Source organism: Achromobacter sp. UMC71 (assembly GCF_014170305.1).
Taxonomy (GTDB): Bacteria; Pseudomonadota; Gammaproteobacteria; order Burkholderiales; family Burkholderiaceae_B; genus Achromobacter.
In genome coordinates, this window is sequence record NZ_LZZT01000045.1 from 83,500 (window position 1) to 100,126 (window position 16,627).

A 16,627-nucleotide genomic window follows, 5' to 3' on the forward strand; every position below is an offset into this window, starting at 1 on the left:
TTACGCTTCGGCGGGCTGCGGCTCGCGCACGGCGGGCCGGGCGGCGGGCGCGCGCGCGGCGCTGTGATGGGCGGCTTCCTGGGCCTGGGTCTCGCCGTGCACTTCGGCCAGGCGCGTCACGAATTCATCGACGAACACGCGCATGTCGGCGCTGACTTCCTTGTTGCGCGACACCAGGCGGTTGTAGCCAAACAGGGCGGGGATGGCGACGAACAGGCCCATGGCGGTGGCCAGCAGCGCGGCGGCCATGCCCGGGGCGATGGCGTTGATGTTCACGTCGCCGGCCATGGCGGTGCCCAGGAACACCACCATGATGCCCAGCACCGTGCCCAGCAGCCCGATGTAGGGGCCGCCGGCGATGGCGTTGGACAGCACGCCGAGCTTGGCGCCCAGCAGCTGGTTTTCCTTGGTGCGCACGGCATCCAGCGAGGCGCGGATGGCCTCGATGGTGGCGGCCGAGATCGCGCTGGTGTCGGCGCCCTGCTCGCGGCGGGTGCGGATTTCATTGATGGCCACGCGGTACAGACGCCACAGCGAGGCGTGCTCCAGGCGGGTGGCCAGGGCCTTGTCGTCGGCCAGCAGCTCCAGGCGCTGTCCGACCTTGGCGAAGGATTCGCGGAACTGCTCGTTGGCGCGCGCCACGCGGGCCACGTTGCGGCTCTTCTTGATCATGATGATCCACGACTGCACCATCATCAGCACCAGGATGGCGATGATGACCCAGGCGTCGATCGGCACGGCCTTGAGCAAAAAGCCCAGGCCGCCGAAGCCGAAGCCCGATTGCTCTTCGTCGGTGCCGTAGACAACCAGGCGGGATTCCGAGCCTTGCGACAGCGCGTCGGCCAGGATCAGCGCGGCCGGACGGGCCACGCGGGACAGGCGCACTTCGTCGATCGCGCCGACGAACGGCGCGTAGACGTGGGGCGCGGCAACCGGCGCGGCATCGGCTGCCGGGGTGGCGGCGCCTTCAGCGGCGGCAGGCGCGGCGGCCACGGCCGGGGCCGGCACGTCGCCGCCCAGGGCGGCGGGCGTGTTCAGCGGCGGCAGGCTGGCGGCCACCGACGCGGTGGCGCGGCCGTTCACATACAGCGTGACGCGGCTGCCGTCGGCCGTGACGGCCAGGTGCTGCCAGGCGGCGGGCGTCAGCGACTGGCCGGGCTGGCTGCGCTGGCCGTTCACTTCCACGAAGGGCACGCCCTGGTTGATGCCGATCAGCAGGGCGTTGCCGGCGTCGCGGCGGGCATACACCAGCTGTTCGCCGGCCGGCTGGTCGGCGCGCACCCAGGCGCTGAAGGTAAAGGCGCCTGCGGCGGGCACGGCCAGCGACGGGCTGGCCGGCAGCATCAGCGGCGCGCCGCCCGCGAACTGCGCGGCACGGCCGATCACGCCGTCAACGGCGGCGGCCATCGGCGTCTGCGCGTTATTGCTGTTGCCGGTGGTGTCGCGCGGCGGAGCGCCGGCGGCGCCGTCGAAGTGATAGACCAGCGTGTAGTTGGGGTCGAACGTCAGTTGGCCGTTGGCGGACGCCGGGGCCTTCTGGTTGCCGTAGTACATCCAGATGTCCTGGCGCTGACCGTCGGCCAGCTCGGGCAGGTCCACCCACACCAGCGCCATGCCCAGCAGCGGGTCGAAGGCTTCCAGCTGGTGGTTCAGCACGGTCTGGTCGTCGCCCGCCACGAAGCGGATGTCGGCGCCCTTCTCGTTGATGCCATCGAACGAGAAATTGCCGGTATGCAGGCGCACCAGGAGCGGCGTGCGGCCGGCGGCGCCGCCCAGCGGCGCGCCCTGCGGCGTGCTGTCGACGGTGATCTGCTTGCGGTACTGCCAGTCGGGCTGCCACCAGGCATGGGCGGCGGACGGCAATACGCCGGCCAGCACGGTCAGCAGGAGCATCAATAAGCGTTGCATGGTCAAGACTCCGGGGTAAATACGGTTTCGCGCGCGCTCAGAAGCTGGCGCGTACGCTGAAGTTCAGTCGGGGATCGTGTTTCTTGGTGTTGGGGCCGTCCTTGAGCGGATAGCCCCAGTCCAGCGCGCCGGACAGCCAGTCCAGCACCTGCAGGCGCGTGCCCAGGCCGACGCTGGCCAGCGAATAGCTGGAATCCTGCTCGGGCAAGGGGTCGCGCAGGCGCAGCGTGGCGGCGTCGGCAAACGCATAGAAGCGCCATTCATTGACATTGCTGCCCAGCCAGCGGGCCAGCGACGGCGTGCGCCATTCGACCGAGCCCAGGAAGCCGTCGTCGCCGGTGCGTTCGGCGGCCAGGTAGCCGCGCACGCTGGTGCTGCCGCCGGCCGAGAACTGTTCGTTGGACACCAGCGCGCCCGACGACAGCTGGAAGCCGGCGCGCAGGCCCAGTTGCCAGTCGCCGAACAGGTTCTGCGTGTGGGTGCCGTCACCGCGCAGCAGCGCGAAGCTGGGGCTGGCGCGATAGCGCTTGTCGTCGAATTCCTTCCAGTCGCTGCCCATGCCGAAGAACGAACGGGTCGCGCCCACGACCGACAGGCCCACACTGCTTTGCGACGCTTCGGAATAGCGGTAGCCGTTGTACGAGAAGGTGAACGGCACGTACTTGAGCGGGATGCGGTCTTCGTTGTTGCCGAAGCGCGTGGTCTCGTCGAACTTCTTGTAGTCCAGCCCGACGGACAGCGAGTTGTACCAGTCGCCCTGCGGCGCCAGCGTGTAGATGGCGCTCATGCCGAACGAGTAGCCCTTGCCCAACACGTTGGTGCCGCCGATGGTGGCGACGTTGCTGTCGCTCTTGTAGCCGGTGAACTGCAGGCTCCACTGCTTGTCCAGCGGCATCGAATACGAGCCGGACCAGACCTTGGCGTTGTCGGTTTCCTGCGGCGCGGTAAAGAAGGTCAGGCTGACCGAGTGGCCTAGCTGCCACAGGTTGTCGTAGCCCAGCGAGGCCGTGCTGCGCAGCCGCGTCGTGTCGGCGCTGTAGTCGTTGTTCAGGCCCAGGCTGGCGTGCCAGGGGTTTTTGTCCTCGACCTTCAGATCCACGTCCATGGTGCCGGGCACGCGGCCTTCCTTGACCAGCGGCACGACCTGGCGGCTGGCGCCCTTGTTCAGGTCGGTCAGCTGGGCCTGGGCCTGGTTGAAATTGGGCACGGCGCCTTCCTGCAGCGCGGGCACCTCGTCGCGGATGGTCAGCGGCGAATAGTGTTTGGCGCCCACCACGCGCACCCGGCCCACCTTGGTCTCGGCGACCTGCAGGAACACGATGCCGTCGGCCACCTGCTGCTCGGGCAGGTCGACGTACACGGACTGGTAGCCGCGTTCCTGGTAGATGGTCTGCAGCGCTTCGCGCGCCGACTCGATGTCGGCCAGCGTGCGGTCCGGCCCCAGGTAAGGGTAGACGGCCTTTTCGATGTCGCGCGCGTCCAGCACGGTGTTGCCGCGCACGATGTATTCGTTGATGTTGACGCGGCGCGCGTTGCTGTCCGCGGCCGGCGCCGGCTGCGCCCATGCCGCGCCCGCGGCCAGCGCCAGCACCATCGCCCCCGGCGCCCGGCGCATCATGGCGCGCAGCGCGCCGACCCTGCTCTCGAAATCATGCATAGCGATGCACTCAGTTCCTTGTGTGATAACCGGTCTGGCACCGGCCGCTACCGTGCAGTGCGCTTGCGACAATCCCGTTACGGTTTTCTGCCCGCATACCCGCGTCTACAGCTTCTGCTTGTTACTAGACGTTCCGGCACGGCGCGGACTGCGCGTTGTAAGAAAAATTTCATGAAACAGCGCCGGCCCGGGGAAAAGCGGTGCCAGAAAGCATCAGGGCCCGGTTTTTGCCGGGCCCTGATGCGCTTTTCACCTGCCGCCTATGTGACGCCCGCGTGACACGGCGGCCAGTATTTCGGCCGCCGGTTCACACGGCGCATCAACCGCCGCCATCCACGCCTTGCACCTGCACCACGCCATCGGGCCGGTAGGCCGGCGCCGCGGCGCGCGGTTGCGCCGGCGCGGGCGCGGCCGGCTCGTCGCCAAAGCCCAGGATCTGCACGCTGATGATGGACGGCTGGTTCTGCCGCGCCTGGTTCTGGGCGCGCTGCACCGAGTCCTGCGCGGCGCTGGACGCCGCCGAGGACGCGGCGCTGGCCGATGCCAGCGCGCCGGTGTTCACCACCGCCGTCACCGGGATCCCCTTGCTGTCGCCCTGCACCTGGATGTTGGCCGCGTTGACCACATGCAGCGCCGCCACGTTGACGTTGCCCGAGACCCGGATGCCGGCCTCGCCCGCATCGATGGTGCCCAGCGGCGCGATCAGGTCCACGTCGCCGGCCGGCACTTCGGCAATCGGCGCCAGCGTGGCGATGCCCGCGCCGGTGGACGGGGCCGACGGCGACAGGGTGATGTTGCCCAGGGCGTCATAGACCCGCTTGGGCGGCGTGTAGATCACCGTGGTCTTGGCGCCGCGGCCCGCGTTGATGTCGCCCTCCGACGACCAGGCCTGGATGTGGCCGCCGAAGGTGGTCATGATGCGGCTCTGGCCCAGCAGCACGCTGCCCAGCGCGTACAGCTGGATGTCGCCCTGCCCCTGCGTCACCACGCCCGACGACGCCGGCGGCGCCGCGCCCTCGATGCCCAGCACCTGCTGGCCGCCCGGCGTCAGCACCTGGATGTCGCCGCCGAACTGCGTGCGCAGGCCGGCGCCGCCATACATAGTGAAGTCGCCCTGGTACAGGCGCTGCGCGCCCTGGGCGTCGGTCTGCGGGAACAGCGCCGCAATCGCGCGGCGGCCTCGCAGGTAGCTGCCGCTGCGCGGGCCGTCCTGCTCGTTGTATTCGCGGCCGCCCTTGCGCAGTTCGGCGAAGTACAGCTGGCGGGCATAGATGCCCTGCTGCTCGGCTGCCAGCGCAGCCAGCGCGGCGCGCGCGCCGTCCTCGCCGCCGTCGTAGCCATGGTGCGTGCGCAGCCAGTTGACCAGGTGCAGTTCGCTTTCCTGGCGATAGTCCTGCATCAGGTCGCGGCGCTTGCGCGCCGGATCAGCTGCCACCTCGGCGTCCAGCAGCGCCTGGCGTTGCGCCAGTTCGGCCGGCGCGCCCGATTCGTCGCCCTGGTAGCCGTACGCCTGGCGCAGCCAGCCGGCCAGCGTCAGCTCACCGGCATAGGACTGCACCACGCGGTCCGGATTGGCGCTCAGCGTCTGGCCCGCGGCCAGCGCGCGCGCCGGATCCAGGTAGCGCGCCAGCAGGCCGGCGTAGTCCGGCCCCTGCGGGCCGACGCCCGCCAGCACGGCAATGCTGGCGCCGGGGCGCGCGTCGCCGCGCACGATGGCGCCCACGCTGACGACGCTGGCCACGTCGTCCTGGCGGATGTTGCGGCCCGCCTGCACCAGCAGCGTACCGGGGCCGGCGACCTTCAGATCGGCCTGCACGATGTCGCGGCCCGCGGTCACTTGCGACAGATCGCTGGCATTGCTGTGCAGCCCCAGCGCGCTCATCCCGAGGATGTCGCGCCCTGCCCGCACCGAGACCGGCAATGCGGCCTCGTACCAGGTCATCACGGTTTGGGGCCGGCCCAGCAGGCTGCGCGGCGCGAGCCGCGTCTCGGCGCCTGCGCGCAGGCCGACGATATCGCCATTCACGGCATGGAAGCGCGCCAGTTCTCCTTCCGCTTGACGCGGCGAGGCATCCAACGGGGTGTTGGGCCCGAACACGAACAGGGGCTTGGGCGAGTTCGGCCAGACCACGTTGCCTTCGACCGAGGCATTGGAAAGCGTCTGGGTATTGTTCTCGCCGCCATTGCTGGCCATGAAGCCGGGACGCCACGGTGTCGGCAGCGGCGTATCCGCGCCCGACATCGACACCGCATGCGCGCCCGCCGCGAAGATCGAGCCGCCCGCCAGCATCGACAACGCCCCGCTGGACGACGGCGCCAGCAACAGCACATGATTGACGCCGTCGGCCTCGCGCGTGGTGGTGGCCAGGATGATATTGCCGCCGGCCGCCGTCACATCAAGCTTGGACGGATAGACATAGCTGATCTGCAGCTGCGCGCCAATCCGGGTCGTCTCCTCGATCAGCAGGTCCGTACCGGGCCGGAACGTATTGTTGGTGCTCAACGGCGTGACGTTACCGCCCGCCGAGAACAGGTCGATGGCCGTGCCCGGCGTCCACAGCGTGAACCAGCTTTCCGCGCCACCGCCCTTGACCAGGCTGCCCTGGGTATACGGGCTGGTATTGATCTGGCGCACGCGGCCGGGGTCCGGCGCGTCGGCCAGCACCAGGTCGCCGCGCGTGTCGAACGACGCCACGGCATCGCCCAGCAGCAGGCGCGGTCCGCCCAAGGGTTTCCCGCCGCCCACCGCGGACAGGTCCGGGGCCCGCAGCTGCGCGCCGTCGCCATAGAACAGCGAGATGCCGCCCACGCGTCCGGCCGTCAAGGCCAGCTGGCCGCGCAGGTTGACCAGCAGCCCGTTGAGGTCGACGTCTTCCATGCTGCCGGCGTAGCCGCCGCCCAGGCCGCTGGCGCCGTCGGACTGCTGCACCGCGCGCAGGTTCGGGTTGAACGCGCCGCCGATCCGCAGGTCCATGTCGCCGCCGCCCGTCAGCACCAGGTCGCCGCCGACCACCCGGCCGGTGCCGGCCACCACGGCCACCAGGGCCTGCGAGCGGCCGGAGGCCATGTTGTTGTTGAGCAGCGCGTCGCCGCGCGGGTCGCGCACGCCGGCATCGCGGCCGGCGGTGATGCTGAGATTGCCGCCGCCCAGGGTGCCGAAGCCGGTAAAGCCGACCACCCGCGGCTGTTCCCCGTTAGTCGACGAATTGGCGGCGTACGTGCCGAAGTTGATCCACCAGCTCGAGGCGATATCCGTCACGCCCGGCATGCCCACGCTGCCCTGGCGCCACAGCCAGTTGCTGAGCGCGGCGCTGGGATACTTGGGATATTCGACGTCCGGCGTGCCGTACGGCTGGGCGTTCATGGCGGTCTTGGCCCACGCGTCGCCATAGATGTCGCGGCCCGCCGCCACGGTCAGGTTGCCGCCCTGGTCCGGATACCAGGCGCGGTAGGCGGCCAGTGCCGCGTCGTACTTGCCGTCGTACTGGATGGTGCCCAGCACGGCATCGTCGGCGGTAGTGCCGCGCGGCAGGTTGAAACGCGCATCCTGCCCCGCCCCCAGCGACGATGGCGTGCCGGCCGTGTACACGCCGTATACCGACGCCATGCCGACGTCGCGCCCGGCCAGCAGCGACAGGTCGCCAGTGCCGGTGCGCAACACGCTGAACAGCGGCGTGCGGTCGCCATAGCGGTAGTCGCGCTTGGTGGTGGTCTCGGTGCGGCCGCCGCCTTCGCAATTGCCGGTCTCACCGCAGAACTCATCTTCCGAGATGCCCCACTCGGCTTCCAGCTCCGCCACGTAGCGGCCCTTGCCGGACTCGTCGCCGAACCAGTAGATCGACCCCGCCGCCGTCAGCTTGCGCTTGCCCGCCTCGCAATAGCCCGTGCTGTTGCAGAAACTATCCTCGCTCAGCTCGTACTGGTCGGCAATGGGCTTGACGGGCGTGCCCAGCAACGACTGATCGAGTTCCAGTTCGTCGATGGCGCGCTGCGTCAGCACCCGCTCGCCGATGAAGACGTTGGTGACGCTCTTGCTGCCATAACCCAGCTTGCCGTAGTGCGTGTCGGCCAGAATGATATCCCCCTGGCCGTCCGGCTTGCGCGCCGCCATATCGGCCGACGTCAGGTCGGCGCCGGCCACGGCCATCAGGCTCCAGGCGCTGGCGCCTTCGCCCAGCATCGGCGCCAGGGCCCAGTTGCGGCCCTGCCTGCCATCCGGGCCCACCGGGCGCAGGTTGATGGGTTGATCGCCCGGCAGCTCGATATACGTCTGCGACGGAATCAGCGAACCGCGCGCCAGGTTCAGCGGCGCGCTGGCCTTCAAGGCCGCCGCCAGGGGCACGTCCTTGGGCCAGGTAAAGGCCTGCAACGCCGCCTCGCTACGCAGCGTGAAGCCCGCACCCAGGCGGGCGCCGGCGCCCACTGCCAGGGCTTCCTGCAGCACCGTGCCGGCGCGCAGCACGCGGCCGTCGGCCAGCGTCAGGTCGCCCGTCAGCACCAGGCCCGCGGGCAGGGCCAAGGGGCCGTTCAGCGTCGCCGCCATTGGCAGCACGGTGCCGGCCGGCAGCGTGGCGGCCTGCGCCGGCAAGTCGTAGTTCAGCGCCCGGCCGGCCGGGAAGAGGGTGCCCGCTTCCAGCTGAACGCCATCGATGGGCACCACCAGATCTTCGCCGAACGGCGTCTGGCCATTGCCGAGGAAACGCCCTTCGACCAGCTTCCAGCCGCCGTCGTCAATCGTATCGGGCGGCGGCGCGAAACCGTCGTTGATGCTGCCGTGGATGGCCAGGTCGCCGCCGGCGCGCAGCACCAGCTTGCCGGGCTCGCCGTAGCCGCGCAGCGCGGCCACCGTGCGGTTGGCGTTGGGGCCGTAGCGGTAGCCGGACAAGTCGATGTCACCCGACACCGTCAGGTTGCCATCGGGCGTGGCGCTGACGATCTCGACGCCCGGTCGCAAGTGGTACGGGCCCAGCGCCGCCAGCCTGGCGGTCAGCGCGCCATTGCCGAGCGCGGCGTTCATATAGGCCACGTTCTCGCCGTCGATGCCGTCCAGATAGGCCTGCGTGATCAATTGCGGCGTCTTGCCGCTGACGTCGGGCAGCGCGGCCGACGGCGCATCGTCATAGCGGCGGAAGGCATTCACGGCGACAGTCTTGGCGCCCAGGATCCGAGGCGTGCCCGTGATGCTGATGGCCACGTCGTTGGCGCCATCGCCCGACCCGGCAATGGCGCCGCGTTCGGCGCCGCCGCCCAGGCGGCGAGCGTTCAGGTCGAGCGTGCCAAGCTGGCGGCCGCCCAGGCGGCCGGGGTCGTCGGTGCCGGCGCGCAGATCGAAGGCCGCGCCGGCGCCCAGTGCCAGCGTGCCGTCGCGCGAGGTCAGTTCGATGATGGCGCGGTTGGTGGCGTCGATGACCTTGCCATAGCTGTCCAGGCGCAGGCGTTCGCCATGCGCGTCCAGCAGGCCGTTGATGCGCAGGTCGTCGCGGGCCGCCAGGCGGATGCTGCCCACCTGCCGGCCGCTGGCGTCGATGCGGCCGTTGACGGTCAGGCTGCCGCCGTCGACGCTGATCTCGACCACACGCGCCCGCAGCTCGTCGCCCACCACCAGGTCGCCCTGCTTGAGCTGGAAGCGACGGGCGCCCGTGACGCCGCCCTGGTTCAACCGTTGGTTCAGGCCCGCGAAATCCGCCAGCGTCTGCGCGCGCAGCGTGATCTCGGCGCCGTCGTAGGGCACGCGCGTGCCGCCGGCGTCGTGCTCGCCGCTGGCGCTGCCCAGAATGGTGCCGTCCAGTGCCACGCGGCCGCCGGTCACGCCCAGCGCCACGGCCTGCATGCGGCCGCCGCGCTGCTTGCGCGCCGACAGGTCGATGACCGACCCGGCCGCCTGCACGATATTGCCCGTCACGCTGTTCAGGTCCAGGTCGCCGCCCCAGCTGTAACGCGTGGCATCGAATGCCGTGAAGGCGCGCCCCGCCAGGTCGATGCGCGCGCCCGCCCCCAGCGTGATGTCGCCGTCGGCCTTGACGATCAGCTTGCCCGAGGGCAGTGCCACGGTCGAGTCCAGCGTGACGCGCTGCGCCTTCAGATCCAGCGTGGCGCCGAGCGCGTCGCGGGCCGGGGCCACGGCGCCGGTGCCCGCCAGCGCCAGCGCGCCGCCGGCGCGCAACGCCAGCGTCGCGCCCGCCTCGCCCGTCAGCAGCGGCGTGCGCAGCATCAGGTCGCCGCCCTGGTAGCGCCAGCCTTCGCCGGCCGCGTAGCCGTTCTGCTTGTGATAGACGTGCAGGCTGCCGGTCGATACGCCCGTGATCATCTGGGCGGCTTCCAGGTTGACCGTGGCAAAGCCCAGCGCCAGCCGGTTGGCCGGCACCAGCGAGGCCGGCACCGTGTAGGGCGAGTAGTCGAAGCGGATGACGTCGGCCGCGATCGTCAGGCTGCCGTCGCCCAGGCGATCCAGCACCGCGCCGCCCGGCGCGGCCGGCGTGTCGTAGCCCAACGGCACTTTGCCGGCCGGGCTGGCCATGACCGAGCCGGCCCAGACGAACTCCGGCGCGCTGATGCGCGCGGTATCGCCGGCCGCGCCGTAGCCATACACGGCCGGTGCGCCCAGCACCAGCCGCCGCAAGGCCGAGGGACCGGCCGCGGCGCGGGTGTCCAGCGTCACCGCGCCATAGACGTTGATGGATTCAGCGGCATTGAAGATCAGGCTTTCCAGCCCGGGTGCACCCAACGCCGTATTGCCGCGCAGCAGCCGCGCCAGGGCGTCCTGGTCCAGCGCCAGTCCGGGCGGCAATTGTCCCGCCGCGGCGGCCTGCGCCAGCGCCTGCGGCGAGCCCAGGTTCAGGCCGGACACGCTCAGCATCAGGTTGCGCGTGCCGTACTCGACGTTGTCGCGCAAGGTGAAGGCGCCGTTGGTGGCCGCGCCGAGGGTGCCCTCGGACACCAGGCGCGTGGTTCCCGAGCAGACGCTCGCGCAAGCGCCGATGTCGATGGCCACCCGGCCGTCTTGCTCCGGCGGCCGCAAGTTGACCAGCCCATTGGACAAGACCAAAGCGCCGTTGGACTGGACCGAATAGTAATAGCCGCCACGTGCGTCCTGCGGCGCCGCCCCCCGCCCGACGGTGGACAGGACGGCCCCCTGCTCAACGGTAATACTGCCGTTGGTGGGCGCGAGCAGCACGAGCTCCGGCGCGTACAGGCGGGCGCCGCCGCGCACCAGCACGCGTTGAGAGTCGCCGCCCAGGCTGATCGCGCCGGGCGAATTGGCGGAGGCGCCTATCGCGCCGCCCAGCACCATGCGGGCGGGAAGCAAGGCGTTAAGCGCGTCGGCGGAGACCGCCACGCCAGGGCCGGCCAGGGCCGGCGCCTGCCCCGGCCCCAGAATTTCCAGGCCGCCGCCGCGCACGTCCACGGCCAGGGTGCCGCCCGCGCCGGTGCTGCCCGGCGCCGCGGAGAAGCGCGCCACGCCGCCGAACGACACGGCCGGCGTGCCTTCGCGGCCCGCGCCCGGTGTCAGCTTCAGGCGCAGCATGCCCGCGTCGGCCGGCAGCATCGGCAACGGCGTGCCGCTGCGGGCCGCGTTCGCCGCCAGAAAGGCGCTGTACGAGGTTTCGTTGTATTGCGCGTGGCGGCGCACCACGTCGCCCGGCGTCACCAGCAGTTGACTGGCGGGCACGGTGCCCGGGCTGACGCCCGGCGCCGTCATCCGGCCCGTGGTCACCCAGGAGCCGCCGCGGGTCAGCGCGGCCTGCGCGGCGTCGAATACGCCCGGCGCGCCGGCCTCGACCCGGAACGCGCCCGGCAGCAGGGCGAAATTGGCGGGCAGCAGCGTATAGGTGCCGGGCGGCAAGCCCGGCACGCCGGCGCCGATGGTGACGCGCTGGCCGTACCCAGGCATGGCGGCGTCTTTCGTGGCCGGCGCATAGTCGCCGCCGAAGCCAGGCACGATGGCATAGACGGCATTGCCGGACTTGCTGAAACCGAAGCCGGGATTGGCGTCGGCCATGGCGTACTTGAGCACGTCCACCGAACCGCCGCGTCCGCGCACGAACGCGGCGCCGGTCAGTTCGCCGCCGCCGGACAGGTCCAGCAGCGAGCCGGCGTCGGCCACGACGGATTTCATGTTGATCTGGATCATGCGGGCGGGCGCGCCGTTCAAGTCATTGCCCCCCACGCCGCTGGTCCGGATCTCCTGCCCGCCGTACAGGTACTTGATGCCGTCGGTGGTGCCGCCGTAAGGCATGACCAACCCCTGGCCGCTGATCGATGTGACGCTGCCGGCCAGGAAACGCACGCTGGATGGCGCGCCTTCGGGTCCCATGAAGAGAATCGAGCCGAGTGGCGCGCGCACCACGCCGCCCTGGACGATATTGGGTCCCGACAGCGTCACCGAACCGAAGGCGGAATACGGCATATCCGGCATGGCCTCCGTGGCGCGCCGGATCGTCAGCACCGCATCCGGATTCTTCACCGCGCTGCCGCCGCCCTGCCCGTAGTATTCGCCCGCGGCGATCCCGCCGCCGCCGCCGGTGGTGGGATAGATCTGGGCCGCGGTGACGGTCAGGCGGTTGGGCGCGCCCAGCAGCGTGTTGCCATTGAAGTCCTGGCCCACGGACACGCCCGTCAGGCGCAGGTCGCCGGTCAGGTTCACCTGGACATCATCGAAGCTGCGCAAGTCGCGCATGCCGCGCAGGTCCATCATGCCGGCGTCCAGCACCAGACGATGTCCGCGCTTGAGCCAGTCCGGCGTCACCACGCCGACCTGCACCACGCTGTCGGACCCCAGCGGCGGCTCATAGGCCGCGTGATTCAGGAACATGTACGGGGCCGACAGGTGCACCAGGCTGCCCGCGGGGGCATTTTGGCTCAGCATCAGCGGGCCCGACAGGCGCAGGCTCTGGGGCATGGCCAGCGTCAGGCCGCTGTCGGCCCTTACCGACGCGAACAGGGCCAGGTTGCCGAAGCCGCCGGCCTGGACCTGCTCCACGCTCAGGCCGCCGACGCCATAGCGCAGGTCCGCGCCAAGTTCGCCCGGACGCAGGCTGGCGGGCAACAGGGACGCGCCCTGTTGCTGCGTCAGCGCCAGCACGCGCGGCGTCAGCACCGCGGCGTCGGCCAGGCTTCTCAGATAGAACGCCGGCGTCAGCGCCACGGCCAGCGTGCCGCCGGCCGCCCCCGGGCCGCCCGCCGCGGCGCGCAGGCCGCCGTCCAGATACAGGCTGTTGGCCGACGACAGCACGATGCTGCCGCCGTTGTAGGCCAGCAGCGTGGCGCCGCGCCCCGGCAGGTCCACCAGGGCCTGCGAGCCCGATGCATCCAACAGCGAGCCGGGCCGCAGGATCAGATGGCGGTCCATCGGGCGGTTGGCGGCGTAGGCATCGGCCTCCCAGTCCAGCGCGCCGCCGATCTGGATAGCGCCGCCGGCGCGCGCCACGCCATAGCGGTGGCCGTCAGCGGCCACTGCAACGCGGCTGTCGCCGGCCACGTCCAGCACGGCACGCTCGCCGACCCAGACCGAACGGCCATTGGCCTTCGGGGTGTAGTACTGCTGCGAATTCAGGCGGGTGTCCATGAGGGAGATCAGGCCGCCCGGCGCCGTCAGGCGGCCCAGCACCGTGATCTGGTCGCCGCCGCTCAGGCGGATGGACTGGCCCGGATCCACCGTCACCCGGGCGTTCTCGCCGACCACCAGCGCGCCGCCCGCGCCGGCGCGGTCCGAACGCAGGCTCAGGCTGGCGCCGGCACGTTGTGTCAGCTTGCCGCGCTTGGCATCTTCGGTATAGACGGGCGGCGTCCACAGCGTCAGCGCTTCGGCCGGATCGATGCCCGACTGCGGCAAGGGGCCCGTCTCGCGCCGCAGGCGCAACACCGGCATGGCCAGGTCGATCTGCGCGCCGTCGGCGACGCGCAGGCCGCCATGCCCGTTGAGGTCGTAGGTGGCAAAGCCGGTCTGGAACAGGGCCGGGTCCAGCCGCAGCACATCGGCCGCCAGGCCGTCGGCCGGGCCGCCCAGGACGAGCGTGCCGCCGCTGGCGATGCTAAAGGTGCCGCCGCCGCTCACGCCATAACCGCGCACCGCGCCGCCCAGCGACAGCTTGCCGCCCGATTCCGCCTGCGTGCTGATCGCGTTGGCCTCCAGCGTCACGCTGCCGCCGCGTCCGCCCTGCACCGCGCCGGTGGCCAGCAGCGCCGCACCCGACGACACATCGATCACGCTGCCCGCCGCCAGCGCCACGTCGCCGGTGCCGCGCAACAGCACGCGTCCGCCATCGATGACGGCCAGGCCGCGCTGCGCGGCCGGGTCTTCCTTCAGATTGCTCCACACGCCGCGGGCATCGAGCGCCACGCCGCCGGCCACGCGCAGCGCGGCCTTGGCGCCGGCGGCCGGCGCCAAGGCCACGTCCTCGATCCGGCCGGACGAACCCGGCTGGCGCAGCGTATTGCCGGCCTGGATCAGGCCGCCGCGGCTGACCAGGTCGGCGTTGATGTCGATGGTGGGCGCATACAGCGTGATCTCGCCGCCGTCGGCGCTGCGCAAGCCGGCATCCACGCTGATCTTGCGGCTGGCGGCGATGCGCATCGCGCCCAGGCCGAAACCGTTCAGGCGATCGGCGTCCAGGAACAGCTTGCCCTTCAGGTCGGCGGGCAACGCGTCGTCCAGGCCCAGACCGGCGGAACGGTCCGCCAGGCCCTTGCCCACCGCCACGTCCGTGGCCGTGCCGGTGGCGCCCAACTGGTAGCGCAGGAACGCGCCAGCGGCGTCAAAGAACGGCAGATAGGTGCCCACCACCAGTTGCGCCGCGCGCGCCGCATTGCGGTGCGACTGGCTGTAGCCGTCCTGGTCGGCCAGCGGCGCGCGCGTCTGCCGATCGCCCAGGTAGGTGTCGCTGATGACGTCGCCGTCCAGCACCGCGTTGCGGGTGGACACCACCAGCGCGCCCGCGTCGCGGCCGACGGTATAGCCCGATTCGTAGCGGGTCGGCGGCGCGATCAGCGGGTTGTAGAAGCGCCGCGTGGCGTTCTCGCCCCAGCGCCGCGACACCGCCTCGTAGCCTCGGTACAGCCCGGAATAGAGCAGATCGCCCGGCGCGCGGTCGGCCAGGTACAGGCGGCCGTCGTCGCCGCGCAGCCAGCTCTGGCGGATCTCGCCGCTCTGCACATCGAGCGTGCCGCCCGACAGATTGATGGCCGAGCCGGCCCGCGTCACCACCTCCGCGCCTTCAAAACGCACCACGCCGCCCTGCGCCAGCCAATGACTTACCGGCACGCCCAGCGTGCCCAGATAGCCGCCCACTTCCAGCAACCCGCCCGCCGTGTACCAGCGGTCGGCGTCGTTGCCGCCCTTGCCCGCCGCCACGCGCACCAGGTCGCGCCGGTCCAGCCAGACATCGCTGTTGTTCAGCAGCTTGCTGTCGCGGTTAACTGGCGCATCGCGCTGCTCGTTGCCCTGCAGGTTGATCTTGAGATTGTTCGACTCCATCGACACGATCACGCCCACCGCGCCGCCCACGTCGATGCGCGCGCCATCCTGCACCAGCGCCCGCCCATCGGCCTTGACCCCCACCTGGCCGCCCGTAGCCAGCGTCAGCGAGCCGCCCTGGAAGTCGACGCTGCCCTGGCTGTTGATCTGCACCAGCGACAGGTCGCGGCGGAACGTATCGCCCGCCATCAGCGCGGTGTTGGACGGCACCGCCGGTTGCAGCAGGCTGGCGCGCTGGCCGTCCAAGGCCGTGGTCAGGCTGGCGTCCACCAGAATCGCGCTGACGGCGGATTCGCGCAGCGTCACCGCCGCGCCGCTGCCGCGCGCGTCCAGGTGGATGGTGCCGCGCGCGTCCACCGACGTCGTCGACACCGCCACGCCGGCCTGCTCCACGCGCTGGCCGGTCAGCGTGATGTCGCCTTGCGGCGCCTGGATCAGGCCGGTGTTGCGCGCCAGCCCCTGGCCCGTGATCTGCACTTCGTTGCCGCGGGTGGTGGACGCCTGGTTGCTGTCCGACCCCTGGCCGCGCCGGATAATGAAACTGTCGCCCGCGGCCAGCAGCGCCTGGCCTTGCTGCGTGCTGATTTCACCGGCGTTGTGGACGTCCTTGCCCGCCAGCAGCACGTAGCCGCCGCCGCGCGTGGCGCTGCCAGGTGCGGCCGTCGCCAGGCGCGCGCCGGCCTGCACCTCGATCTTGCCCAGCGCATCCTTGAAGGTAGGCTGGGTCGCGTCGGCGTCGGCATAGATGCCGCGCTCGCGGAATTGCGCATCGGTCATGGTCGCGGCCGCCACCACCAGGTTGCGCGCGTTTACCTGGCTGGTGCCGGTGAAGATCACGCCGTTCTGGTTCACCACCAGCACTGTGCCGTTCGCCTTGATCGCGCCCTGGATCTGGCTGGGCTTGGCCCCCGCGCCCACTACCCGGTTCAGCACCGCGTCGTCCGCGCCCTGCTTGAACTGCACCGTGGTGTTGCGGCCCACGTTGAACGTGTCCCAGTTCAGCACCGCGCGCGACTGAGTCTGCTCGATCGTCACCAACTGGCGACCGCCTTCCGTGCCGGGCTGGGGCGCCTTGGCCCCTTCCCACTTGGCCAGCGCGCCCTCGGCCACCCACAAGCCGCCCGGCGTCAAGCCATCGGGCACGCTGCTGCCATTGGCCGCCGCCGCGGCGCGAGCCGCCGCTTGCGCAGCCTGCTGCGCCACCACCGCGGCCGCCGTGCGGTTCAGGTTGTCCAGCGAACGCTGCAGCTTCGCGCGCGACTCGGCCTGCTGGCGCGCGCTGTTGCCGATGCCCGCCAGGCTGCCGTCGGGCATGCGCCCGGTGCGCTGCGCCGTCGACTGCACCGCGTTCTTGTCCGCGAACCAGCCCGAGCTGAAGGCCCGCGGCTGCGCTTGCGCCGCGCCGCTCCAGCTGCCCGCCACCAGCAGCAGCGCGACCGCCTGCGACAACGGTTTCAGGCGCCAGAGGGCGCGGCGCGGACGGTGGGAAACACGAGCGTGAAAACGGCTGGACATGACGGCTTTCCTTCCTGGAATCGGATCTGGCATCTGCAGCGCCGGGGCCGGCTCGCCGGAAGTGGCGGCGAGGC

3 protein-coding genes are annotated in these 16,627 nt (G+C 71.0%); all 3 read right to left on the minus strand.

Translation table 11 applies throughout. The annotated features are described in order from the left end of the window. Positions 1-1,908, minus strand: coding sequence for a DUF2341 domain-containing protein (locus A9974_RS21405; RefSeq protein WP_183006186.1), 1,908 nt, complete (start codon positions 1,906-1,908; stop codon positions 1-3). A gap of 37 nt (positions 1,909-1,945) precedes the next feature. Beyond that, complete coding sequence (locus A9974_RS21410) at positions 1,946-3,565, minus strand: ShlB/FhaC/HecB family hemolysin secretion/activation protein (RefSeq protein ID WP_183006187.1); 1,620 nt, start codon at positions 3,563-3,565, stop codon at positions 1,946-1,948. Positions 3,566-3,884: 319 nt separating this feature from the next. Then, complete coding sequence (locus A9974_RS21415) at positions 3,885-16,553, minus strand: filamentous haemagglutinin family protein (protein WP_183006188.1); 12,669 nt, start codon at positions 16,551-16,553, stop codon at positions 3,885-3,887. Positions 16,554-16,627: the final 74 nt, after the last annotated feature.

Bases quoted from the DNA above. Each gene is read 5' to 3' on its own strand.
- A9974_RS21405 (WP_183006186.1), bottom strand. From the start codon at position 1,908: ATGCAACGCTTATTGATGCTCCTGCTGACCGTGCTGGCCGGCGTATTG.
- A9974_RS21415 (WP_183006188.1), bottom strand. From the start codon at position 16,553: ATGTCCAGCCGTTTTCACGCTCGTGTTTCCCACCGTCCGCGCCGCGCC.
- A9974_RS21410 (WP_183006187.1), bottom strand. From the start codon at position 3,565: ATGCATGATTTCGAGAGCAGGGTCGGCGCGCTGCGCGCCATGATGCGC.